This window comes from Galbibacter orientalis DSM 19592 (assembly GCF_000260115.1).
In the GTDB taxonomy this organism is placed as follows: domain Bacteria; phylum Bacteroidota; class Bacteroidia; order Flavobacteriales; family Flavobacteriaceae; genus Galbibacter; species Galbibacter orientalis.
The window spans coordinates 483,986-509,368 of the sequence record NZ_JH651379.1; the positions used below are offsets into that span (position 1 = coordinate 483,986).

20 protein-coding genes are annotated in these 25,383 nt (G+C 33.7%); 8 read left to right on the forward strand and 12 right to left on the reverse strand.

Features of this window, described 5'->3' with window-relative positions; genetic code table 11:
• Positions 1-29: 29 nt before the first annotated feature.
• The gene (locus JOOMADRAFT_RS02295) at positions 30-443 is read right to left on the reverse strand and encodes a hypothetical protein (protein WP_008611056.1); all 414 of its coding nucleotides are present in this window, start codon (positions 441-443) and stop codon (positions 30-32) included.
• A gap of 133 nt (positions 444-576) precedes the next feature.
• Here JOOMADRAFT_RS02295 and JOOMADRAFT_RS02300 point away from each other — a divergent pair, with 133 nt between their 5' ends.
• Together JOOMADRAFT_RS02300 and JOOMADRAFT_RS02305 are read left to right on the forward strand one after the other, a co-directional pair.
• Positions 577-1,944, forward strand: coding sequence for a sensor histidine kinase (locus JOOMADRAFT_RS02300; protein WP_008611057.1), 1,368 nt, complete (start codon positions 577-579; stop codon positions 1,942-1,944).
• A 141-nt stretch (positions 1,945-2,085) separates the two neighbouring features.
• A complete protein-coding gene (locus tag JOOMADRAFT_RS02305; RefSeq protein WP_008611058.1) occupies positions 2,086-2,766 on the forward strand; it encodes a response regulator transcription factor in 681 nt (226 codons plus the stop codon).
• A gap of 87 nt (positions 2,767-2,853) precedes the next feature.
• Here the strand turns inward: JOOMADRAFT_RS02305 and JOOMADRAFT_RS02310 are convergent, their stop codons facing one another.
• From JOOMADRAFT_RS02310 to JOOMADRAFT_RS02340, 7 genes are all read right to left on the reverse strand, one after another.
• On the reverse strand, positions 2,854-3,132 hold the full coding sequence (locus tag JOOMADRAFT_RS02310; RefSeq protein ID WP_008611059.1) for a F0F1 ATP synthase subunit epsilon: 279 nt from the start codon (positions 3,130-3,132) through the stop codon (positions 2,854-2,856).
• A 55-nt stretch (positions 3,133-3,187) separates the two neighbouring features.
• Positions 3,188-4,696, reverse strand: coding sequence for a F0F1 ATP synthase subunit beta (gene atpD / locus JOOMADRAFT_RS02315; protein ID WP_008611060.1), 1,509 nt, complete (start codon positions 4,694-4,696; stop codon positions 3,188-3,190).
• Positions 4,697-5,246: 550 nt separating this feature from the next.
• Entirely contained in the window at positions 5,247-6,872 is a 1,626-nt protein-coding gene (locus JOOMADRAFT_RS02320) for an SGNH/GDSL hydrolase family protein (protein WP_008611061.1), read from the reverse strand.
• 21 nt (positions 6,873-6,893) lie between these two features.
• The gene (locus tag JOOMADRAFT_RS02325) at positions 6,894-9,641 is read right to left on the reverse strand and encodes a TonB-dependent receptor (protein WP_040879881.1); all 2,748 of its coding nucleotides are present in this window, start codon (positions 9,639-9,641) and stop codon (positions 6,894-6,896) included.
• 87 nt (positions 9,642-9,728) lie between these two features.
• Entirely contained in the window at positions 9,729-11,576 is a 1,848-nt protein-coding gene (gene glmS, locus JOOMADRAFT_RS02330; RefSeq protein ID WP_008611063.1) for a glutamine--fructose-6-phosphate transaminase (isomerizing), read from the reverse strand.
• A gap of 15 nt (positions 11,577-11,591) precedes the next feature.
• Positions 11,592-13,238, reverse strand: coding sequence for a DUF4270 domain-containing protein (locus JOOMADRAFT_RS02335; protein WP_008611064.1), 1,647 nt, complete (start codon positions 13,236-13,238; stop codon positions 11,592-11,594).
• Between the two features lie 12 nt (positions 13,239-13,250).
• Positions 13,251-14,060: a glycogen/starch synthase gene (locus JOOMADRAFT_RS02340; RefSeq protein ID WP_008611065.1), complete on the reverse strand. Its 810-nt coding sequence runs from the start codon at positions 14,058-14,060 to the stop codon at positions 13,251-13,253.
• 108 nt (positions 14,061-14,168) lie between these two features.
• Between JOOMADRAFT_RS02340 and panC the strand changes: the two genes are divergently transcribed.
• From panC to JOOMADRAFT_RS02355, 3 genes are read left to right on the forward strand one after another with little or no spacing between them, the layout of a single operon-like run.
• Positions 14,169-15,017, forward strand: a complete 849-nt coding sequence (gene panC, locus JOOMADRAFT_RS02345; RefSeq protein WP_008611066.1) for a pantoate--beta-alanine ligase — start codon at positions 14,169-14,171, stop codon at positions 15,015-15,017.
• A 12-nt stretch (positions 15,018-15,029) separates the two neighbouring features.
• Positions 15,030-15,380: an aspartate 1-decarboxylase gene (gene panD / locus JOOMADRAFT_RS02350; protein WP_008611067.1), complete on the forward strand. Its 351-nt coding sequence runs from the start codon at positions 15,030-15,032 to the stop codon at positions 15,378-15,380.
• Between the two features lie 2 nt (positions 15,381-15,382).
• A complete protein-coding gene (locus tag JOOMADRAFT_RS02355; protein WP_008611068.1) occupies positions 15,383-16,345 on the forward strand; it encodes a lysylphosphatidylglycerol synthase transmembrane domain-containing protein in 963 nt (320 codons plus the stop codon).
• A gap of 39 nt (positions 16,346-16,384) precedes the next feature.
• Here the strand turns inward: JOOMADRAFT_RS02355 and JOOMADRAFT_RS02360 are convergent, their stop codons facing one another.
• Positions 16,385-17,125 carry a hypothetical protein gene (locus JOOMADRAFT_RS02360; protein ID WP_008611070.1) on the reverse strand — a complete coding sequence of 247 codons (741 nt, stop codon included), beginning with the start codon at positions 17,123-17,125 and terminating at the stop codon, positions 16,385-16,387.
• 156 nt (positions 17,126-17,281) lie between these two features.
• On the opposite strand from JOOMADRAFT_RS02360, the gene JOOMADRAFT_RS02365 reads away from it, so the two are divergent.
• Complete coding sequence (locus JOOMADRAFT_RS02365; RefSeq protein WP_008611071.1) at positions 17,282-18,427, forward strand: alpha/beta hydrolase; 1,146 nt, start codon at positions 17,282-17,284, stop codon at positions 18,425-18,427.
• Positions 18,428-18,644: 217 nt separating this feature from the next.
• On the opposite strand, the gene JOOMADRAFT_RS02370 is transcribed toward JOOMADRAFT_RS02365, so the two are convergent.
• Positions 18,645-19,139 (reverse strand): DinB family protein, encoded by a 495-nt coding sequence (locus tag JOOMADRAFT_RS02370; RefSeq protein ID WP_008611073.1) that lies wholly within the window; start codon positions 19,137-19,139, stop codon positions 18,645-18,647.
• A 200-nt stretch (positions 19,140-19,339) separates the two neighbouring features.
• Complete coding sequence (locus JOOMADRAFT_RS02375; RefSeq protein ID WP_008611074.1) at positions 19,340-20,776, reverse strand: glycosyltransferase; 1,437 nt, start codon at positions 20,774-20,776, stop codon at positions 19,340-19,342.
• 494 nt (positions 20,777-21,270) lie between these two features.
• On the opposite strand from JOOMADRAFT_RS02375, the gene radA reads away from it, so the two are divergent.
• Together radA and JOOMADRAFT_RS02385 are read left to right on the forward strand one after the other, a co-directional pair.
• Positions 21,271-22,632: a DNA repair protein RadA gene (gene radA, locus JOOMADRAFT_RS02380; protein ID WP_008611078.1), complete on the forward strand. Its 1,362-nt coding sequence runs from the start codon at positions 21,271-21,273 to the stop codon at positions 22,630-22,632.
• A gap of 184 nt (positions 22,633-22,816) precedes the next feature.
• Complete coding sequence (locus JOOMADRAFT_RS02385) at positions 22,817-23,605, forward strand: META domain-containing protein (protein ID WP_008611079.1); 789 nt, start codon at positions 22,817-22,819, stop codon at positions 23,603-23,605.
• Positions 23,606-23,826: 221 nt separating this feature from the next.
• Here the strand turns inward: JOOMADRAFT_RS02385 and JOOMADRAFT_RS02390 are convergent, their stop codons facing one another.
• On the reverse strand, positions 23,827-24,867 hold the full coding sequence (locus tag JOOMADRAFT_RS02390; RefSeq protein ID WP_008611080.1) for an aldo/keto reductase: 1,041 nt from the start codon (positions 24,865-24,867) through the stop codon (positions 23,827-23,829).
• Positions 24,868-25,383 lie beyond the last annotated feature (516 nt).

The window sequence follows — 25,383 nt, forward strand, 5'->3', positions numbered from 1 at the left end:
AGCAATTGTTACAATTATAAAAAAGGAACTTAACTACGCTGGGGTGTTTTAGGAGGTTCTGGAGTTTCTTCACTACCAAGAGTTTCTGAAATCTGATCGGCTAAATCTTCTATTTTTAATTGAAATGACTTGGTGGTTGCTTCTTTTTCCATTTCTATTTTAACTCTCCCCTGACGCAATTGCACGCTATATCCAGTTCCTTCCCAGTAAGCAGTACGTGTATTTTTATCTAATGCTACCCCCAAAACCTCTTCAATAACTTCTTTAACACTTTCTGTATTTTCCTTATCAAAAGAAGCCGTATAATTATATTCAAAATCGGTGTCGCTTACTGAAATAGATAAATAAGAGTTATTACTTACAGATGTAGAAACCGATGTACTTTGCGACCATAGGTTTACAAATGAAACCAAGAATAAAAAGACAATTACTAATTTTTTCATGATATTTAAGTTTTAATTATAAAAGCAAATATGAAAAAACATTGGGGCAATGTGGGTTAACCGTAGGTTAATGAAGGGTTAATGCCCAAATTATCTCCCCATAATTTTTTAAGTTGGCTATTTTTGTAAATGAATGAAACAGCGAAATAAAATAAAACTCTTAGTCTTTTTTTGCCTCCTTGCATTAGCTGGACTGGTTTCTATACAATACTACCTTATTCAAAACACTTATCAATTAACTTCCAAAACATATATAAACGATGTTAAAAAGCAAATAGCTCCCGTAATAGAATCTGCCGAGATTGATACTATTGAAGAACAGTTTTTCGAAGATTTTAAAAAGCTTTGCTTTCAAAAAGTTTATGATAGTATTACGTCAAATCAATTTCAGGCAAGCGCACATATTTTAGCAGATTCTATCCAAAAAATAAGTCATATTTATCTACAATCTCACTTTAAAAATTACCCTATTTTAAAGGAGATTAGCATTCGTATACAGTTAACTCAGATTATTTTTGAAGCTAATGGAGTTTATGATACGGTGCTAAAAACTAACGATAATCCTCTTGTTTATTTTGGTGAAGATTTTAAAGGAAAATCTTTTAATATCAGTAAAGGAATAGCACAATCTTCTATAGACCAAAAAAAGGATTCTATTAATGAAGCCATTAAATACTCTTATAAGCATCTTCAATCTGTTGATATGGATATTTCCAATTTTCAACAAAAAATTTGGAATAAAATGCTTTGGATGCTGGTTGCTGGAGTTGCACTAATAGTTGCAGTTGTTTTATTGTTTTTTTATATGTATCGGTCGCTCATAAAGCAAAAAAAGATTGCTGAAATGAAAACCGATTTTGCCAACAATATTAGTCACGAATTAAAAACACCTTTAACTTCCCTTAACCTCATTACAAAATCTTTACAAAAAGAAGAAGCTTTTCAAAATTCTGAATCTGCAAAAAAGCTTATTCTTACACTTGCTAGACAAAACACTAGGATTCAAACAATTGTAGATCGAGTAATGGAAACTTCTCTGGAGCCTCAAAAGCTAGAATTGCAGGAAATAGACATTGTAAAATTCTTAAAAGACGTAACATCTCATTTTGATTCAAATACGCACAGTCTAAAATCTAATATATCTCCTAACAGATTGATCCTAAAAACAGCTATTGATCAATTGGAAAGTGTACTCCAAAACTTACTAGAAAATGCTATAAAATACAGTCCTGATGCTACAGAAATAATTTTAAAATCTTATGTAAAAGATCATTTTTATTATATAGAAATTACAGATTTTGGAAATGGTATCCCGTCTTCAGAGCAAAAAAACATTTTTAAAAAGTTTTACCGCATATCAGAAGGAAATAAACATGATATTAAAGGCTTAGGACTGGGTTTATATCTATGTAACCAGATAATGAAAAATTTAAAAGGTACTATTAATGTAAAAAGTGTTCCAAAAAAGGGGAGCACATTTATTTTAAAAATTCCCACCTAGGAATTCACTAGCTCTGGGCAAGCCGAGAGGTATTCAAAGGAAAATAATTTAATCCTTTTTCGACCTAAAGCCTTTCGGTAAACTCAGGGAAAGGCTCTGGGGAATTAAACCCCAAATGAGGGATTAAAAGACAGCTAAACCATGATTAAAATACTAATAGTTGAAGATGATTTAGATTTAGGAGATTTACTAAAACAGTACCTAGAATTGAACAAATTTGACGTACAACGTGTTTTTAACGGGATTGAAGCTCGAGAAATTTTAAAGGAGCAAAGTTTTAATATCCTCATTCTTGATGTTATGATGCCAAAGGAAGATGGTTTTACGCTAGCACAAAAGCTCCAAATTAAATATCCCGATTTGCCTTTTCTTTTTGTAACCGCTCGTAAAATGAAAGAGGACATTTTAACAGGATTAAAACTTGGCGCCGATGACTACATTACAAAACCTTTTGATGCTGACGAGCTCATCCTTAGAATTCAAAACATACTAAAAAGAAAACCGCTTGTTAAGGAGAATAAATCGGAAACATATTCCATAGGGAAATTTATATTTGAACCTAAAAATTTGTTACTAAAGACTTCTTATTCTGAAAAATATCTTACCGAAAAAGAAGCCCAACTCTTGGAATATTTGTACAAAAATAAAGACTGTGTTATCCGAAGGGAAGATATTCTTAACCATTTATGGGAAGAAACTGATTTCTTTTCAGGGAGAAGTCTGGATGTTTTTATCAGTAGGTTACGGAAATATCTTTCAGAAGATAAATCTATTCAAATTGAAAGCCTGCGTAGTGTAGGATATCGATTTATAATAACATAACTTTCATTTCGTCTAGTCTTTAAAACTACACCATAAAAAAACGCCACAATACTATTGCGGCGTTCTTATATATATTATGTTTATTCTTTAATCTGCTAGAACAATAACTTTATTGTTGTTCATCTCTACAGTTCCACTAGTGATAGGCAATATTGTCTCTCCATTTTCTCCTTTAGAAAACTTAGAAGCATATGCTTTTTCTATATTAACTTCTCCGTAGATTTTCACATTTCCTTTTCCTAAAAGTGAAACTATAGGTGCGTGATTGTCTAACATCTGAAACTCACCATCAACTCCTGGAACAGCTACCGATGTAACGTTTCCGCTAAATAAAGTTGCCTCTGGTGTTACTATTTCTAATTTCATACTTTTTAGTTATAAGTTGTAAAGTTTAGAACTAACAACTGTTACTGCTCCTAATTTATGCGTCTGCAAGCATTTTCTCTCCTGCTTCGATAGCTTCCTCGATAGTTCCTTTTAAGTTAAAAGCAGCCTCTGGAAGGTGATCTAATTCTCCATCCATAATCATATTAAATCCTTTAATAGTGTCTTTAATATCAACTAAAACTCCTGGAATACCTGTAAACTGCTCAGCAACGTGGAAAGGTTGAGATAAGAAACGTTGCACACGACGTGCTCTTGATACCGCCAATTTATCTTCTTCTGAAAGCTCTTCCATACCAAGAATTGCAATAATATCTTGTAATTCTTTATAACGTTGTAAAAGCTCTTTTACATTTTGAGCACAAGCATAATGTTCTTTTCCTAATACTTCAGCAGAAAGAATTCTAGAAGTAGAATCCAATGGATCTACCGCTGGATAAATACCAAGCTCAGCAATTTTTCTAGAAAGTACTGTTGTAGCATCTAAGTGAGCAAATGTAGTTGCTGGCGCTGGATCCGTTAAATCATCCGCAGGTACGTAAACCGCCTGTACAGATGTAATAGATCCTCTTTTTGTTGAAGTAATACGCTCTTGCATCGCTCCCATCTCTGTTGCTAACGTAGGTTGGTATCCTACCGCAGATGGCATACGTCCAAGAAGTGCAGATACCTCAGAACCAGCTTGTGTAAAACGGAAGATATTATCTACAAAGAAAAGTACGTCTTTCCCTTGTGCTTCTCCAGCCCCATCACGGAAATATTCTGCAATTGTAAGTCCAGATAAAGCTACACGAGCACGTGCTCCTGGTGGCTCATTCATCTGTCCGAAAACGAAAGTTGCTTTTGAGCCTTTCATAGCTGTTTTATCAACTTTAGAAAGATCCCATCCACCTTCTTCCATAGAGTGCATAAATTCGTCTCCGTATTTAATAATACCAGACTCAAGCATCTCTCTTAAAAGGTCATTTCCTTCACGCGTACGTTCTCCTACACCAGCAAAAACTGATAAACCACCGTGACCTTTTGCTATATTATTAATTAACTCCTGAATAAGTACTGTTTTACCAACACCAGCTCCTCCAAAAAGACCAATTTTACCTCCTTTTGCATAAGGCTCAATAAGGTCGATTACTTTAATACCTGTAAAAAGTACTTCAGTAGAAGTTGTTAAATCTTCAAATTTTGGTGCCTCTCTGTGAATAGGAAGTCCATCTTTACCAGATTTTGGCAAATCTCCAATTCCATCAATAGCATCTCCAATTACATTAAACAAACGTCCGTAAACATCGTCACCGATTGGCATTTGTATTGGGTTTCCAGTAGCAAGAACCTCTGTTCCTCTACTCAAACCATCTGTAGAGTCCATAGATATTGTTCTTACCGTATCTTCTCCAATATGAGATTGTACTTCAAGTACTAATTTAGAACCATCTTTTCTATCAATTTCCAAAGAATCGTAGATATTTGGTAATTCAGAACCTGAATCAAATGCTACGTCTACAACCGGACCAATAATTTGTGCAACTTTACCTGTAATTTTAGACATTACTTAAGTGTTTAATGTTATGCTTATTATTTGCTAAAAAAGTCTTAATATATAGATGCTTTTTCGCGGTGCAAAGATATATTTTTAATTGAAAAAATTAATCAATTTAAATATTTTTTTTTCTTATGCTATCAGGTTGTTTTTTTGAGAGTTATATCATCTCACAAAAAAATATGTTTTTGACTTATTTTTTAAATACTGCATAAACGTCAACAGCTCCATTTAAGAGGATATTCATTTTTTAATATTTCCCTGCTTTTACCACTACACCACTGTTTGACATCATTAACAGCAGCTACAATTAACTCAACCTAGATTAATAGAAACCACCCATACTTTTTATTTATAAACTTCATTTATTTAAAGAAAAAATAGTAATCAACTACCTCGAGGTAAGCCTACGAGGTATTCAAAGGAAAATAATTTAACCCATTTCGACGTAGCACCCTTCGATATACTCAGAACAGGCTCTGAGGAATAAAACCCTCAATGAAGGATTTAATTATACCTGCTTATTCTATTTATAACAAAATTTGTAATTTAAGTTGCTTTATGGCAATTGTGCTGGATAGAGCGTATTATAATCTGCCGCTCGTACTCTTGGTAAAACAGCATTATATTTCTTTTCAATAGCTTCCATAAATTTATTTGCCAAATAGGCATATCCTCTAGCTGTAGGATGCACTCCATCTAAAGAAAAAGCACCCCCAAACACCAAACTACTGTTCAGTATAAATTCGTCAAAAGGAACGCCACCCCCTTGTGACAACATTTTCATAATTGCATTTGCATCTACTAATGCCAAGTCATTTTGTTGGGCAATAGTAGCAATTGCCATATTATAGGCATCGGTAGCTGTTTTTACACTTGCTTGTTCTGAAGGTATTAACACCCATTTATCTTCTAAAGGCAAGGTAATCCCTTCTATTGAAAATTGCCCTGCTAATTCCTGCGGGACTCCCATTCCCATTAAAGCTTGTAATGCGGTTACATTAACAGTTCCTATAACATTACTACTTGGCAATACTATTAAATCTGCTTCGTTTGCTTGTCTTGACTGCCCATACCTTTGCCCTAATATATTCGCAACAAGAGGAACTGCCTGGGCAGGTAATCCGAATTGCGAAATAAATGCAGGGAAAGTCGGACTAGCATTTAACACTCCTTCAATTTGAGCAGAAATATCGGTTAATGCCTCATCTTTAATTACAACAGCACTTGCGGCATTTGTAGCAAATTCTATTTTACGCTCGGGCGCTCCAAGCGCCTCATAAACTTGATTTAAAGCTCCAAAAATGTTATTTAACATTGGAATTTGAGAACCAAAATCAGGATTAGTAGGATCTAACGGAGCATAAGGAACTGTTGTAAAATAAGGAATCTCCGTTACATCTGGAATATTTGCAACTATTCCTTTAGCATCATTCTTAGACAGTTCAGAAACAATAGCAGTATAAATATCTGCAAAAATGGTTGGGTCGGTAATATCGTTTAATGCATACGTAGCATAATCAAGATTTCCAGTTTGATCAATTCCAACACCACCTCCAGTTGCATACCCTAATACATCATTATTTCCTATCCAAAGACTAAAAAAAGTAGGTTTTTGAGCCACTGCATCGGCAATTACTGTTGTAGACGGACTTGAAGCAAAACGAACAAAATAAGGGTTTGCCAACCCAGCTGCTACACCTGCTATATTTCCATAGCCCGGAGATAATAAATGATAACTAAACGCTCCTGGCACTCCCATATTATTAAATGACCCTGAAAGGGTTTGTGCAATATCGGTAGTTGGACTCCCAGGTAAACGAGCAGGCCCAGAACCATTAAAGTATAATCTGTTTTCAATCCCTGGTAATGGAAAACCTCCCGCAAGAAGTCCCCCAATATTATCGTTAGTTAATGGTTGTTGAAATTCTCCTCCTCCAACAAGTGCAAATTGTTGTGATAATATATTAGGCAACGAATTTGATTGTCCGGATACAAAAAGAGCACCATCTGTATATCCTGCAGTTAATGAGTTCCCTACAGCTACATAATTTGAAAAATCTGCAGTTCCAGAGGAATATTCCATCTCCATTTCACTTCCGCCGTTCCCAGCATCATCATCCGAACTGCACCCATACAGTCCCAAAAACATTAAAAACAAAAGGCTTACATAATTGGTCTTCATAAAATATCGTTTAGAATTAGCTTAAAAATTATTAATTGTCCAAGAGACATATAGCTGCGTTCCTATTAAACCTGTACCATATGCTGTGTAATATTCCTCTCCAGATAAATTAGCAGCCCCTACTTTAAAAATAGACTTTAGACTAGGAACAGTATAGTTTAATTGCGCATCTAACACAGTAATAGAAGGGATATTTCCATCCCCAAAACTAGCTTGCCAGAAATAAGAATCGCTCCATCGGTAACTAAAATTAAATCCAAAATTCTTCACAAGTTCTGTATGGCCAAAAGAGGCTTTAAATTTATGCTTTGGCGTATTAAATCCCGCTCGAAAATCTGGGTCTTCTTGTTCAAAATCAGCATAAGTATAATTTCCGCTTAAATCAAAACCATTAAAAACTTTTGTTGCTATTGCAATAGAAGCTCCATAAGACTGTACCCCAGACTTTGCATTAGTATAAGTCTGAAAAACTTTAAAATCATCACTTTCCAACGCTGCTAAAGATTGCGAATTATCTCCCACCTGTCCGTACAAAGGAACAATTACGTTTTGATTAGCAATAAAATCTGTATAATCTGTATAATACCCGCTTAAATCAATTTCAAATTTACCCAATTGCCCTCTATATCCAATCTCATAAGCAATAGCCTGTTCTGGTTTTACTAAACCTACGTTTGAAGCAACTGGAGCACCAGCTTGGACAGAACTTGCTAAAAAAGAATTTTCATATGCGTCTCTAGCGCTTATAGTAGCTGTAGCTTCCCCTCCATTTGCTACTGAGTTATTCACATTAAATGTTCTTTGATAACGATCTAAATTATTTTCAGCAGAACCTACCAATATAGCTCTCCCAACATCCAAGCCTATGTATAAATCTTGAGTGGTTGGGTTTCTAAAGGCTGTTTGAATAGAGGCTCTTAAATTATGATTTCTATTAGCCCCTGCCGTATATCCAACTGAAAAACGAGGCGTTACTTGTCCTTCAAACAACTCTGATTTATCATATCGTAACGACCCTGTAAGTTTTAATCGTTCGTCCATAAGTTGTTTTTGAATTTGAGTGTAAAGTCCAAGCTCACTATAACTTATCGGTCCATCATAATCTGTAAAAATAGTTCCGAAGGAATTTAAACGATAGGTTCTATAAGATCCCCCAACCTGAATATCGGCGAAATCAATTAAATGTGAAAAATTATAATTTGCATCTGCATGATATAATTGAGAAGCATCTCTAAACTGAGACCCCGTTGCCAAGTCAGCGTTTGTAGTTACTGTATTAAATGCTTGTTCAAACTCTGGAGTTCCTGGAATAAGTCTTCCAGTATCGGCAGCTTGTCTTGCAATATTATGAGCTTGCTCACTCGAAGCGCCCCCTAAAGTTGACTGTACATATGCTCCAGCATATTCTCCAAACCATTGCTGATCTGTTTTCCAATATCGGTTCACATTTATCCCCGTAAATCGCATATCATAAGAATCGCCCGCATCTTCATCGGTCATATAACCCCGTACAAAAAAATTGTCGTTCTTAAACTCAATTTTATGTTGTTGTAAAAAGAAGTTCTTTAAGGAATATCTGTTTGCCCCTTGATAAATAGTAGCTCCTTTTCCTATTTTTCCTTGATAGATAATTTCAAAATCATCTGCAAAAGGACGGTAATGTAATGCCGCATCAAATTTTACACTTTCTGCCTCATAATTAGTTAAATCGCGTTCTAAATACCCTGTTCTACTTACACTTTCATTCGGCAATAAATTAACTGCCGCTGCAGGTATTATTCCATTTTCTGCAAGAGCTAGTCCTACTGCCCGTATGTTTGTACTCACCTCATCTCCATAAACATTAAGTCCGTCATAATTAGGTAATTCCCGTCCCGTTCCAGGATTCAGCACATTCTCTTCACTAACGGCAAACCAATCTGTCCCTTTTAAATATGAGAAATTAGCTTTGGCAGCAAATTTATCGGAGAACTTTTTAGCAACACGAATTCCTAAATCCCAGAAAACATTGTCTCCTGCTGCTTTTTGAGAAGTCATTCCAGATTTTGCATACGTACTTATTCCTTCAAAATCGAAAGGATTCTTACTCCTCATAAATAAAATTCCGTTAAAAGCATTTGCTCCATATAGTGCAGAAGAAGCACCAGGAAGTAGCTCAACGCTTTGAACATCTATTTCTGTCATCCCCAATAAATTTCCTAATGGAAAATTTAAAGCTGGCGCAGCATTATCCATCCCATCAATGAGTTGTACAAAACGAGTATTAGCAAAAGCTGCAAATCCTCGTGTATTTATAGATTTAAATGTTAAACTATTGGTATTAATATCGACACCTTTCAGATTTTCCAAACCATCATAAAAATCAACAGATGCTGTATTTTTTATTTCTTTTAAACCAAATCGCTCTACCGTAACAGGAGATTCAAAAATACGCTCTGGGGTTCTAGATGCAGAAATAATAATTTCCCCCAAGCTAGTAGTTTCCTCTTTTAATTGAATCTCTATTGATTGAGCAGAAGACAACGCAATCGTTTGCGAAGTAAACCCAATACTAGAAATTATAATCTTAAATGGAAGGTTTTGATCGGTTGATAAATTGAACTCCCCGTTAAAATCAGTCACAGTTCCTACAGTTGTAGCACTTATTTGAATGCTCGCTCCGGGAATAGGTTGATTTTGCTCGTCTGTAACTTTTCCAGAAATAGTAGTTTGGGCAACTCCTAATGCACTAAATAGAAAAGTAAAGGCAAAAAAAATTGTTCTTATCATAATAAAATTAGTTTTAGATAAGAACAATATACATATTTTTTCAATTCCGTAATTTTTTAATACAAAAATTACGGAATTGATAATCATTTATTCAACCGTTACTGATTTTGCTAAGTTTCTTGGTTGATCCACATTACACCCTCTCATTACTGCAATATGGTAAGAAAGTAATTGCAGCGGAATTGTTGTTAACAAAGGTGTTAATCCTTCAATTGTTTCAGGAACTTCAATAACATAATCGGCCATCGATTTAACTTCTGTATCTCCTTCAGTTACGATTCCAATAATTTTACCTTTTCTTGATTTAATTTCTTGGATATTACTCACAACCTTTTCATAATGTCCTTTTTTGGTTGCAATAACCACCACTGGCATTTGCTCATCAATTAAAGCGATAGGCCCGTGTTTCATCTCTGCTGCTGGATATCCTTCCGCATGAATGTAAGAAATCTCCTTTAATTTTAGCGCCCCTTCCAAAGCAACTGGGAAATTATATCCACGTCCTAAATATAAAAAGTTAGGTACATCTTTAAAAACTGATGCTATTTCCTGGATATGTCCGTCTATTTTCAAACTCTCCTCCACCTTAGTAGGGATAGCTTCCATTTCTGCAAGGTAATTATGAAATTCTGTTTTCGAAATTGCTCCTTTAGATTGCGCTAATTTTAGCGCTATTAAAGTAAGAACCGTAATTTGTGTTGTAAATGCTTTGGTAGAAGCAACTCCAATTTCTGGCCCCGCATGTGTATAAGCTCCTGCATGAGATTCTCTTGCAATAGTAGAACCTACCACATTACATACGCCAAAAACAAAGGCTCCATTTTGCTTAGCCAATTTTATAGCTGCTAAAGTATCTGCTGTTTCTCCAGATTGAGAAATTGCAATAACCACATCTTTAGAAGTAATTATAGGATTTCTATATCTAAATTCTGATGCATATTCTACCTCAACAGGAATTCTTACAAGATCTTCAAATATATATTCTGCTACCAAACCAGCATGCCATGAAGTACCGCAAGCAACAATAATAATTCTATTAGCATTTAGAATACGCTCTAAATTATCCTCAATTCCAGCCATTTTAATAATCCCGTCATTGATACGTAATCTACCACGGTAAGTATCTTTTATAGCCTCAGGTTGCTCATGGATTTCTTTCAGCATAAAATGGTCAAATCCATTTTTTTCAATCTGCTCCAAACTAAGTTGTAGCTCATGCACATACGGAGCTACAGGTTTATCATCCTTTATTTGTCGGATTTTAACATCTCGACCTAAACGGACAATAGCCATTTGCTCGTCTTCTAAATAAATAGCATTGTTAGTAAACTCAATAAAAGGAGAGGCATCTGAAGCTATAAAAAACTCATCTTCACCTACCCCAATTGCAAGTGGGCTTCCTAATTTTGCTGTTACTATTTCGTCTGGTTTCGTTTTATCAAAAACAGCAATTGCATACGCACCAATAACTTGATTCAAAGCAATCTGAACCGCTTTTCCAAGCTTTACATTTTCATTCTGTTTAATATCTTCAATAAGATTTACCAATACTTCAGTATCCGTATCCGATTGAAAAGTATACCCTCTTTTCTCAAGTGCTTTTTTTATAGAACCGTAATTTTCTATAATTCCATTATGGATAATTACTAAGTTCCCAGAATTTGAATAATGAGGATGTGCATTTACATCATTTGGAACACCATGGGTTGCCCAACGGGTATGTCCTAATCCTATTTTCCCTTTTGTTATTCCTTCTGAATTGGCCTTTTCTTTAAGATCGGCTACTTTTCCTTTGGTTTTACACAGTTGGGTTTCTCCATCATTATAAAGCACCACACCTGCACTGTCATAACCTCTATATTCTAATCTTTCTAATCCTTTTATTACAATAGGATAGGCTTCTCTAGGGCCTATATAACCTACAATCCCACACATAATTTTTTATTTAAGTTAATTTCCCTTTGTCTCAGTATAGTAGATTTCGAGCTTTAGTTTCCTATCACTCTCATTATCTGGAACATTATTTCCGTATAAAATTGTTCCATATAAATTGGTAATAGTTGCTTGGGGAATTTTTACTTCTTCTGTTTGATTAAATGCGGATACAGTGTATGAACTGAATATATTACTAGTAGTTACTAATCCTAATTTAGCCTCTGCATCCGAATCATCATCATTAAGAAGATTTGTTATATAATCTGTAAGTCTAAATTTATAATATGAACCTAAATTACCATCATTTTTTAAATACCCTCCATATACTGTGAAATTTGTTGAATCCACTCCAGTATTACCACGAATAGAATCTGTCTTATAATCCACTAAAGAGCGGTTATCAGTTTTGTTATACAAATAAAGCCTCTTTGGTAACGTAATATCTGTTTTTTCCGAAAGCGAACCTTCGTCTACATAAAATATCAAATTAGCTTCATTTATTAACCATCCTTTTTCTTTAGCTTCTTGAAATACTGTTGTTACATCAGACCCTCCAGCCAACATATCCAATTCTATATAACTCCCTGCTCCTCCATTAGGATATAATCTTGTAGCATTAGCATCGGTAAATTGATTTAAAACTTCTGAAGGATACGAATCTTGAGTAAGATAATTAACTTTATTTCCACTCATCTGCAATTTATAGGTACCACTTTCTATAGTAGCTTCTCCATCTACCGTTGCATCATAATCATATTGAATTTCAACATATGAAGCCTGAATATTAAGCAACATTGCTAAGTCGTTATTAGGCATTTCAGCAGAAATATACAATCCTCTCAAAAAGTCTTTAAAGTTACTTTGACTTGTTAGAACAGTACTTCCTTCGTTGTCTAATATTTTTTCCTGAAAAAATTGATTGTCAAGTTTTACACGAATTCCCGGAGCAATTCTTTCTAATGGAATTATGGATTCATCCTCATCCGTCTCAGGATCGTCTTCTGCATCTGGATCTGGAATTACAACTTCTTCTTCATTTATTTGATATGTATCATCATACAAAATTGTAGTTGCAAAAGAAGCTCCGTCTTCATCTGAAAAATATTCTTGCGCATCTTGAAAATTACTATTTGGATCTAAATCTCTCAAATATTTTGTAAACTCCTGTACTTTCAAATTAAACTCCGCAGCTCTATTTCCAAAAATAGAATCTACTCTATAAGGTTTAGGCTCGTTTTCAGCCAACTCTGTAGTATCACTCAAAGCCGTACTAAAAAAAGGAATATTTAAATACACCGCCGTTACTCTTTCATTCTCTTGCTTATCTGCAGAAGAACTCTCTATAGCCTGTGTGTTATTTCCAAAAGTAGGATTGCCACTTTGCAGCAACAATTGAGCTGCAAAAGAACTTTTACCTAATCCATAAACAGGATGTGCATATGCACCTAACTGATATCCCGAAAGTCCGTTAGTACGAACACTCTCTAATTTTTTATTATAAGCATAAACATCAAATGTTTTCTTGCTCGCCTGTATTTCCCCGTTGTCTATTAAATCTACACCTATAGTATTATACTCTCTTTCACAAGCTGTAAAAAAAATAACACTACCTATTACAAGCAGTGTTGGCAATACATTCCTTCCTTTAAAACTCATCTTCATTTGTACTCTGTATTAACTTAAAACTTTAGTTTCGTAAAATTTATTGTAAGCCTCTTCAAACTCATAGATAGAAACATGAGGTTGAACAGGAATTGAAAGTGAATCAATATGCTCTTTAAGATCGTCTGGAATTTCTTCTGAAGCAACAATAACTGCATCCGAATTATCTACAGCCACCTTTAAAAGGTTGCTATATGTTGGATCTGCTAAAGGTGCTATTTTATCCTCCTCTATTCCGTCAAACTTCACTTTATTAATCATCTCTTTGTCTAACGTACCATCAAAACCTTTGTTGTATACAGAAGTAACTATTTTACTTTCAGCAAAAAGTGGTTCGTCGGCATAATATTTCTTCAAATACAATGGTAATAAAGAAGCCATCCAACCATGAACATGGATAATATCTGGATTCCAATTAAGCTTTTTAACAGTTTCAACTACTCCTTTTGCAAAGAAAATTGCTCTTTCATCGTTGTCTGGAAACAAGTTTCCATCTTCATCTGTAAAGGTAGCTTTACGCTTAAAATACTCTTCGTTATCTATAAAATAAACTTGAATTCTTTCTTTAGGAATGGATGCTACTTTTATAATAAGCGGCATATCCATATCATTCACTACAAGGTTCATTCCCGATAGGCGAATAACCTCGTGGAGTTGATGTCTTCGCTCATTAATGTTACCAAAACGAGGCATAAAGATTCGTATTTGTCCGCCTCTATCATTCACCATTCGTGGGCTTTCATAAGCCATTGAAGACACTTCATTTTCCGGTAAGTAAGGAACCATTTCTGAAGCGACAAATAATACTCTTTTGTCTGTCATAAAATCAATTTGTTTCTTTAGACTAAGGTTTAAAGGATGCAAAAATACAAAAAATATGCCTAATTAGTTAATTTTATATAGCTTTGCACGCTATTAATTTTATACCAAATGCAAATTTTCAATCAAAAAGAAGCATTAATTCAATTCCTAAAACAGGAAAAAACAGAGAATAAAACCCTTGGCTTGGTTCCTACTATGGGCGCTTTACACAAAGGACATCTTTCTCTAGTTGAAAAGGCGCTTATTAACAACGATGTTGTTGTGGTTAGTATTTTTGTAAACCCTACGCAGTTTGACAATAAAACGGATCTTGAAAAATACCCCAAAACCTTTGACAGAGATTTAGAAACTTTAAAGTTACTTAACGAAAATATTATAATTTTTGCTCCTTCTGCTGAAGATATTTACGATAATAATGTTACTTCTGAAACTTTTGATTTTGACGGATTAGAGCATCAAATGGAAGGTAAATACAGAAGCGGACATTTTGACGGTGTAGGAACTATTGTAAGAAAATTATTTACAATTGTCCAGCCAGATAATGCTTATTTTGGTGAAAAAGATTTCCAACAACTACAAATTATTAGAAAAATGGCAGCTAAAAATCAGCTTCCAGTAAATATAGTTGGTTGCCCTATAAGTAGAGAGGAAAACGGACTCGCAATGAGCTCCAGAAATGAACGCCTTCCTCAAGATATACGTAAAGAAGCTTCTTTTATTTATAAAACACTACTGCAAGCAAAAGATAAGTTTGGCACAGAAAGTGCAATAGATACAGTAAATTGGATTGAAAAGCAATTTAGTAAACACTCAGATTTTTCTTTGGAATATGCTGAAATTGCTGACGAAAAAACGTTAAAACCTGTTAAAACAAAAAAAGAAAACAAACGCTACAGGCTTTTTGTTGCTGTTTATGCAAATGATATAAGACTGATAGATAATGTTGCTCTAAATTAATACCTTTGTACCATGCAAATTGAAGTAGTAAAGTCTAAGATTCACCGAGTTACGGTTACTGGAGCCGACCTAAATTACATTGGGAGTATTACCATTGATGAAGCATTAATGGAAGCTTCTAATATTATTGAAGGGGAGAAAGTACAAATTGTAAACGTTAATAACGGCGAACGATTAGAAACATACGCCATTAAAGGCGCAAAAAATAGTGGAGAAATTACCTTAAACGGTCCTGCAGCTAGAAGAGTACAGCGAGGAGACATTATTATTATTATCTCCTACGGAATTATGGATTTTGAAGAAGCTAAAAACTTTAAGCCTTCCCTTATATTCCCAAATGAAAAAGATAATTCTCTTACCTAAAGGTGCGTAAAAAACTTATAAATATTTTAAAAAAACTACTCCCACTTTTGTTGGGAGTTTTTTTAATTTGGTACTCTTACAATAACACCACTCCTACCGAGCGAGAGAACATCTTTAATGCCATTAAAAATGCCAATTACTTTTGGGTAATAATCTCCGTAATTCTTGGCTTTTTAAGTCATTTTTCTAGAGCTTTACGCTGGAATTTACTCCTGCAACCCATAGGTTATCAACCTGCTTTATTAAATAATTTCATGGCTATTTTTGTTGGCTATTTAGCCAATTTGGGAATTCCAAGATCTGGAGAAGTGCTAAGAGCCACCACCCTTACCTCTTATGAGAAAGTCCCTTTTCAAAAAGGTTTCGGAACTATTATTGCAGAACGTGTAATAGACGTTATTATGCTCTTATCTATTGTTTTAATAACAGCCATTTTACAAACCGAAATTATAGCTGACTATTTTGCTGAAAAAAATATAAACTACACAAAGCTTATTATAGCTGGAGTTATTTTAATTGCTGTGGGAGTTATTTTTTTACTCTTGATAAGAAAGGCTAAAACTGGATTTTTCTTGAAAGTGAAGAATTTTGTTTTTGAACTGCTAGAAGGCGCTTTGAGTATTTTTAAAATGAAAAATAAATGGCTTTTTATTTTTCATACGCTTTGTATTTGGGTTCTTTATATAGCTATGTTTTGGGTAATAAAATTTAGTATTCCAGAAACAGCTTCCTTACCATTAAATGCCATCTTAGCTTCATTTGTTGCTGGAGCTTTTGCCATGAGCGCCACCAATGGAGGTATTGGATTATACCCAATTGCTGTAAGTAAAATTCTACTTATCTACGGAGTTTCTGAAGCTTCTGGAGATGCATTTGGATGGATTATGTGGACTTCCCAAACGTTGATGGTCGTTGTTTTTGGAGCTTTAGCGTTTCTTTCTCTTCCTATATACAATAGAAGATAGCAGTAGAAGAATAAGCTCTACCGCTATCACTTTCAATCTTCATCTTTTTAATGCATAAATTTTAACTGATGTAAATTCATCACTAGCATCTGTTCCGCAACCAAAAGGCCAAAATTGCCCACACATCTTAAATCTTTTCAATTCTCCAAATTGTCTAGTTCCATCCCAACTATCTCTTCCAAATGCCTTCCCTCCATAATTTGGGTGCTGATAACCTACAAACTCTGCATTTCTAATTACTAATGAACTAATTCTATCATTCATATTAACACCATTATTAAAATTATAATTTCTTAAATCTGGCATAGCCTTAATTAAATCACCAGAATTAAAAATATACCCACTTGGAACACTAACCGTATAAACTCCTCCCATAAAATCATGATGCTCATACATCGAAACGGAAGACAATCCAGATATATAGCTTCGGCTACTTACCACTTTCTCTCGACTTTGATAAGTAGTATCATTTCTATATTCATTCTCATTCTCATACAAGTAAATAATATTATCTTCGACAGATTCGTATATAAATAAATTTTCATTATCCTCATATATTCTGCTCAATCTATCACTATCTTCTGTTTCAATTAATATTGCATTTTCCTCATCAGAAACATCAATCTTCAAAGTTAAAAATTCTCCATTAAAGCTATAAATCACTTCTTCTGTCATCCCTACTTCCGAATCTTGATTTAAATCGATTATTTCCTCTTCATAATTACATGAAGCAAGAAGTAAAAAGAAAAAAAATGCTGCAAAAAATAATAATTTTTTCATAATTGTAAGATTTTATAAATTTAAAATCAAATATAAGCTAAATAAATTAACATATAACCTCTATATAAATAAAAAGCATAATTAATGAATCTTTCTCTTCCTATATACAATAGAAACAAATAATTTTTTATCTTTCAGCCACCAAATCTAATTACCATGAAAAATACTACACTCACATGTATTGTACTGTTTTTGTGTGCTTTAATTTCTAACGCACAAACAACTTCCTCCACAATTGAATCCTTTAAACTTGCGGAAAAAAGAGACATCCAATTGTATGTTCCAGAGGACTATTCCGCAGAAAAATCATATCCTTTAATTGTTGTTTTGGATGCCGATTATCTGTTTGATATAGTGGTAGCAAACTCAAAATTTTATGCTTATAAAGACGAAATGCCAAAGAGTATTGTCGTTGGAATCAATCAAAGAGATACCCGTTATGAAGATTGTTTTTATAGTGATGAAAACGGTTTTCCTGATAAAAAAGGAAACTCTTTCTTTGAATTTATCGGGATGGAACTCATCCCTATGATTGCTAAAAACTACAACTTAGCCAATTTTAAAGCCATAGTAGGACACGGAACTACAGCAAATTTTAGCAATTATTATTTATTTAAAAACAATATGCTCTTTAATGCATATATAGAATTGTCTCCAACATTTGCTCCTAGCATGGAAAGAAATACTCCTGAAAGACTAGGAGCCATAGAAGCTATGACCTTTTATTATTTAGCAACTAGCGAAAATGATGAAAAAGAAAATCAGCAAAGAATTAAAGTATTCAATAATACCATGAAGGGCATTTCTAACGATAATGTACATTATTACTTTGATGAATTTGAAAACGCAAATCACTATGGAGTAGCTTCGTATGGAATTCCTAAGGCATTGGATAAAATATTCAAAGTATACAAACCAATTAGTATTGAAGAATACAAAAAAGAGGTCTTAGCTTATGAAGGACCAATAGTGGAATATTTAACAGAAAAGTATAATACCATTGAGACGCTATTCGGATTTAAAAAACAAGTTAGCCTTAACGACATGATGGCTATTTATGCTGGAACAAAGAAAAAGGAAGATTTAGAGTCTCTTAATGAGTTAAGTAAGATTGCAAAAAAAGAATATCCAGACACTATGCTTGGTTTCTTTTTTGAAGCTGAATATTTCGAACAAATGGGCGAGCCTAAAAAAGCAATGCGTACTTACGAAAAAGCTTTCGGAATGGAAGAAATAGATTTCTTAACCAAAGACCTTGCCCTAGAAAGAATTGATGCTTTAAAAGCAGATTTCGGGTGGTAAACTAAAAATAATTCCGAAGAGATAATTCTATTTACTTCTTCTAAAAAAATAAGAGTGACTGTCTAAAAAGCAATTTGTAATTATCAAACTTGCCGAAGTTTTAAACATCTAACAACCAAAAGAATTCTTCAACAAGCATAGAATAACATTTAGAGTTTGGATACATTTTTAGACAGCCACTTATAATATTTGAATATTACTACATAAACCTGTCACACTATACATTACCTCTCTCTCGTTCCCGAGCCCATTCAATATAATCTGTTTGAGATATTTTAGAGACTCCCAATTGCCGCATCATCATAACCACTTGTCCGCGGTGATAACTTCCATGGTTAAAAACTGTCTGAACCATTTCTCTAGCTGGAATAGAGAATTGCTCTCCTTTATGCTCAAATTTTATTTCATTTTCCAAATCTGCAGTTTCTACAAATTCTTTAAATTTTAAAGAAGTATCCTTCCATTTATTAAAAAGTACATTAGTATCCTCAGAGAAATTTACAACTTTATCTACAGACCATTCGCCATTTTGCATCCGAGACAACCAACCAGTTTCCGCATACCAAATGTGCAAAATAGTAGCACGAATTGTTGGAAAGCTCCCAATAAACTCATGGTTTAAAATCTTATCTTCTTGAGATGCTAAATCGTTAATCAATCTATTATTTGCCCAAATATTATAATTAGCATAATCTAGATAGCTTTTATTCATCTAATTTATAGGTTTTTTATGTTCGATATCAAGATAATTATTTTTATAGTACTAGATTACCTTCATTATAAAAACATTTTAATACGAAAGAATTCAAGTAGATAAATCTTCAAAATAATTCCACAAAAAAAACGTTCATCTAGATTATTCCAGATGAACGTTTCTCATTTAAATATATATGGACTATTAAGTATTTTTAATTAAGAGGTTATTGCAACCACACGTTGCTCTTTTAATTGCTTTTTAGTTAAATCTCTGGTTAACCACCCACTTCTTCCAGCAGTTACAATTGCATATGGAGTAATCCAGAATAAAGTAAAAGCATAAAACACACTATATGGATATGCCCAAAAAGCTTCAGACAAACTGTGTTTTTTTGCATAAAAGAAAGCCTGCATACTTGAAAAAACCATGATACCTGCTAATGTTGAACTAAGAAACAATACTGGGTATGACACTACAAAATATAACATTAATATTATTGCAGGGTATGCCAATACCATTTTTAACCATTGGTTCAATAATAATATTCTAGTTCCACCTTTAGCTCCTTTTCTAAAATCTCCAAAAGCAAATCTACTCATTGCAATATTCTCTCGAACATTACTTCTTTCCCAACGAATAAACATTTTATATAAGTTTTTATAACGTTCTGGAATATTAGTATACACATATGCCTTACGTTGAAACAATACTTTATACCCTTGTTTCAATATCATGTTTGTCATAGCACGATCCTCTCCAATTTTAGAAACTTCCCCCATAAAAGTCTGGTTAATCCAATCGTGTAGACAATTAAATACAGCCTCTCTACGGTAGGCAGACAATGCTCCTGGCGTACATAAAACAGAACCTAAACTACTTTGTGCCGAACGAATAAACTCAAAACTAAAGGCAAAACTTACATTCAACATCCTTGGAATAAGTGCTTTTTTACTATTTAACACACGAACATTTCCTGCAACTGCACCACAATCTTGATTAACAACAAATGGGCTCGCCATAGTTCTCAAGGTATCTTTTAAAACTATAGAATCACTATCTACAGTTATAAAAACATCTCCTGTTCCCAATTTAAATCCACGGTATAATGCATGTCTTTTTCCTCTATTTTCTGGTTGCTGATAAATAGAAACACGATTTCCTAATTCATTTTGAGCCTTCTTCATCCACTCCCAAGTGTTATCTTGACTCCCATCGTCTATAGAAATAATTTGCAGTTTCTCTTCTGGATAATCACTAGCAACCAAACTTTTTAAAGTTTTGTAAACTAACTCTCCTTCATTATAAGCAGGAACAATTACCGTACAAAGTGGCAATTCTGAATCTGAAACTGGCTTAACAACTTTATATTTCAGATATAAAAATAAAATATAGGTTATAAAACTAAGCTTTATGGTAAGTAATGAAAAACCAATAATCATCAAAACAATCCCCCAAGTAGAACTCATTCTTTCTAGGTGAATTCTTTCAAAATAGGGTGCTAGAATAAAGAATAAAGATACCGCACCAAGCATTAGTAAAAATGTACCTACTAAAATGAAAGATGATGATGAGTTTGAAATAAATCGTTCGATACGATTTTTAGATTCCTGTATCGAGTCTTCGGTTGATTCTTTTAATATTGATTGTTCCATAGGGTATAATTTTGTTCCCTATACCATAACCAACATTGATACCAATTTCAATTTCACTGAAAAACAGGCGCTTACGTAAAAATTGATTATACATAAGTGTATAAAATTTATACACAAGTGTATACTTGGGAGCAGTTTTTAATACATTTTTTCAGGTAAAACAAATAACACTTATAAGTCCTTACTAAACTCTTATACCTCATTTCCTAAAAAATACCATTAATGTCCGAGTAAAAATGCAAGACCGCTTCGCTTTAAGAGAAAAGAAGAAAGACCAAATTTTAACTATCACAAAATAAGGAGTTTAAAGAAACAATATTACTAAACTCCTCTTTTTATTCATTTTTATTAATAGTAAGGTGGCTATTTTGAAAATCTGTTTTAAACCTTGGTATAAGTGGAGTCCAATAAATTCCGTTAACTTTTATCGGACAACAATAAAAAAATACTAACCAAAAATCTTTGTACCTTTCAACTTTAAAATTTATAGTATAATGGCAAAGGTCAAAACAACTTTTTTTTGTCAAAATTGTGGTACGCAATACGCAAAATGGCAAGGGCAATGTTCTTCTTGCAAAGAATGGAATACGCTAGTAGAAGAAGTTGTTCAAAAAGAAGAAAAGAAAGGATGGAAGCCTACAGATACTTCCTCAAAAAGAACAGCTAAACCATTACGCATTCAAGAGATTGATGGTTCGCAGGAAATGCGAATGTCTTCTGGCGGATTAGAATTTGACCGTGTCCTTGGAGGTGGTATTGTTCCTGGTTCTGTAACTTTACTTGGAGGGGAACCTGGAATTGGAAAAAGCACCTTGCTCTTACAAATTGCATTGCATCTTCCTTTTAAAACATTATACGTTTCTGGAGAAGAGAGTCAGAAACAAATAAAAATGAGGGCAGAACGAATTTTCCCTGATAGCCAGCAGTGCTACATCCTCACAGAAACAAAAACGCAAAATATTTTTAAGCAAATTGAAACTACAGAGCCCGATATTTTAATTATCGACTCAATTCAAACATTGCACACAGACTATATAGAATCTTCAGCAGGAAGTATAAGTCAGATTCGCGAGTGTACTTCAGAACTTATAAAATTTGCTAAAGAAACCAATACTCCTGTTATTCTAATTGGACATATTACCAAAGATGGACATATTGCTGGGCCAAAAATTCTCGAGCATATGGTAGACACTGTGCTCCAATTTGAAGGCGACAGAAATCATGTTTACAGAATTTTGCGAGCCTTAAAAAATCGTTTTGGATCTACAGCAGAACTTGGGATATACGAAATGCTTGGAAAAGGTTTACGAGAAGTTAGCAATCCATCAGAAATATTAATTTCTAAAACTGAAGAAGAACTTAGCGGTACAGCAATTGCTGCTACGCTTGAAGGAATGCGACCATTAATGATTGAAGTTCAAGCATTGGTAAGTACCGCAGTTTATGGTACTCCGCAGCGCACCACCACAGGATATAATGTAAAGCGCCTTAATATGCTGCTAGCTGTTTTAGAAAAAAGAGCTGGTTTTAGACTTGGTGCCAAAGATGTTTTCTTAAATATTACTGGAGGAATTTCTATTGAAGAACCTGCTATCGACCTTGCAGTAGTAGCTGCAATATTATCTAGTAATGAAGATGTTGCCATAGAAAAAGATTTTTGTTTTGCTGCTGAAATTGGATTGGCAGGAGAAATAAGACCTGTTCAAAGAGTAGAACAACGCATCTTAGAAGCCGAGAAACTAGGTTTTTCTACTATTTTTGTATCTAAACTAAATAAATTATCTATAAAAAATCCTCAAATAAATATTCGTCGCGTTTCAAAAATTGAAGATGTTGTTGCTTTTTTATTTGAATAAATAAGCTAACTCAGGACGGGCTTTGGGGAATTACACCCTCTATAAGGGATTAAAAATAAATGTATAAAACCTCATTAAACCTTGATATAAGTGGAGTCCAATAAATTCCGTTAACCTTTATCAGACAACAATACTTAATTATATAATAAACTTAAAATCTATTGTTTAACTTAAATTTATTCATGTGAAAAAAATAATATTAATAGGAATCTCTTTACTTACACTTACAGCTTGTAATGACGCTAAAAAGAAAGAAGAAGCAAAAACAGCTGAAGAGAACACAGCAAAAGAAACTCCTATGAAAAAAGAAGAGGCTATCCCACAGGGAATAGATTTTATTGCTTCGGGAGAAAATCCTTCATGGAGTTTACTTATCGACTTTGATAAATCTATGACGTTTACCTCTTTAGACAATCCTAAAAAAATAAGTACTCCAGTTCCAGAAGCTCGGATTCCACAAGATGTTAGCGCCGTTAATTATTCAGCAGAAACAGAAGCTGGACTATTACAAGTTACCATCTTTAAGGAATCTTGTGAAACAGAAAATGGCGAATCTTTTTCATATAAAGTGACAGTTAGCACAAAAACAGATGAAATGCAAGATTATAATGACTTTAAAGGCTGCGGGAAATATATAGGCGACTATCGTTTAAACGACATTTGGGCACTAGAAACTATGAATGGGAAACCTGTAGATAAGAGCATGAAGCGCCCAAATTTAGAGTTTAATTTACGTAGTGGAAAAGTATTTGGCTTTAGTGGTTGCAATAGAATTAATGGGACTTTAGTAGTAGAAAAAGATTCCCTTGCAATTGGAGAGTTAATGAGTACAAAAATGGCTTGTCCAAACGCCGAATTAGAAACCAATTTTCTAGATGCTGTTAATAATAAAAAATTCAGCTTTACATACAAAAACCTTATCCTTACGCTTACTTCTGGAGAGAATAACCTTACTTTTAGAAAAGTAGATTAATAACTAGTAGTGTCTGAACAAAGAAACAATACCGCTTAGCTGTAAAAAAACAGCGTAAAGACTAAATTGTAATTACCATAAAAACTTTATGTGTTACCCTGAACTTGTCGAAGAATTTTTTGAGTATTAATAAACAAGCTCCTTGACAAGTTCAGGATAACAACTATAAATTACTTTTTAGACTACTCCTTAACACTTCTTCTATATTACGTTTCCTTGTATTATGGTGCTGGATTAGGAATCTCATTATGGATTTTATTTATTTCTGAAAGAATTTCTTCGTCTAAATCAACATTAATACTAGCTATATTTTCTTCCAACTGCTCCATTTTAGTAGCTCCAATAATAGTACTCGTTACAAAGGGTTGTGCATTTATAAAGGCAAGCGCCAATGTTGCCAAAGACATATTGTACTTTTTAGCCAAATTATAATATTTCTGAGTAGCTATTAGAGAACGCTCTCCATTATACCTAGCCATCTCTGGAAATAGCGTTAATCGTGCGTCTTCAATCCCTTTATTTTCAATATACTTATCGGTAAGTCTAGCAAACCCTAATGGAGAATACGGCAATAACCCTACATTTTCACGCATAGATATTTCTGCTAACCCTATTTCATAAGTTCTATTCAATAAATTATAAGGATTTTGAACGGTAGCAATACGAGGGAGTCCATTAAATTTATGCTCCTCCAAATAACGCATCACACTCCAAGGCACATCATTTGAGAGTCCGATATAGCGTATTTTTCCTTGTTTAATATATCTTTCTAAAATTTGAAGGATTTGCTGAATATTATCTTCCCATTGCTCATTTTCATCATGCACATAGTCTCGCTGCCCAAAACAATTTGTAGCTCGGTCAGGCCAATGTAATTGATACAAATCGATATAATCTGTTTGTAGTCTTTTTAAACTTGTATGGATAGCATCATCAAAAGCAGCCTCAGTAAAACCTTCCTCTCTAATAAAATGTTCATTAAACTCTGGAGGCCCAGCAATTTTAGAAGCTAAAAATATATTCTCTCGTTTTCCTGTTTTTTTAAACCAATTCCCAATAATGGTTTCTGTACTTCCTTGCGTTTCTTTTTCCTTCGGAATAGCATACAATTCTGCTGTATCAAAAAAATTAACGCCCTTTTCTACCGCATAATCCATCTGTCTATGCCCTTCCTCTTCTGTATTTTGCTTCCCCCATGTCATGGTTCCTAAGCAAATTTTACTTACGTCAATAGCTGTATTTGGTAGTTTTTTATATTTCATTTATTCAAATTTTCACAATTAATTGTTTTCTAATACTATAATTATGTTGGTTAGTACCAACCATTTCCTATCAAATGCCTATTATGGGCTTTGATATTGCAATTTTTTATAATAAAAGAAGATTCCCTAAAAAGGACTTTCTTACTTCCCTTTTTGAAATCTTATCAAAAATACAAAATCCAAAGTTTGGAATTATTGATGTATGTTATTTAAAAATAATTGAGTGAAGATTGCTTTGCTGAAAGAGCAAAGAAAAAAGAGCGCTTCGCTGGAAGAACAAAGAAAAAAGATCGCTTTGCTGGAAGAATAAAGAGAAAAGACTAAACTTAGCTATCATAAAAACATCTGTGTATTTGTGGCTAAAATCTATAAAACCAAAATATGGTTGCCAAAATATATCTTATTCTCGAGCACGAGCGTGGAAAGATTCAAGACTGCTTCGCTGAAAGAAAAAAGATTCAAGACCGCTTCGCTGAAAGAATAAAGAGAAAAGACTAAACATAGCTATCATGAAAA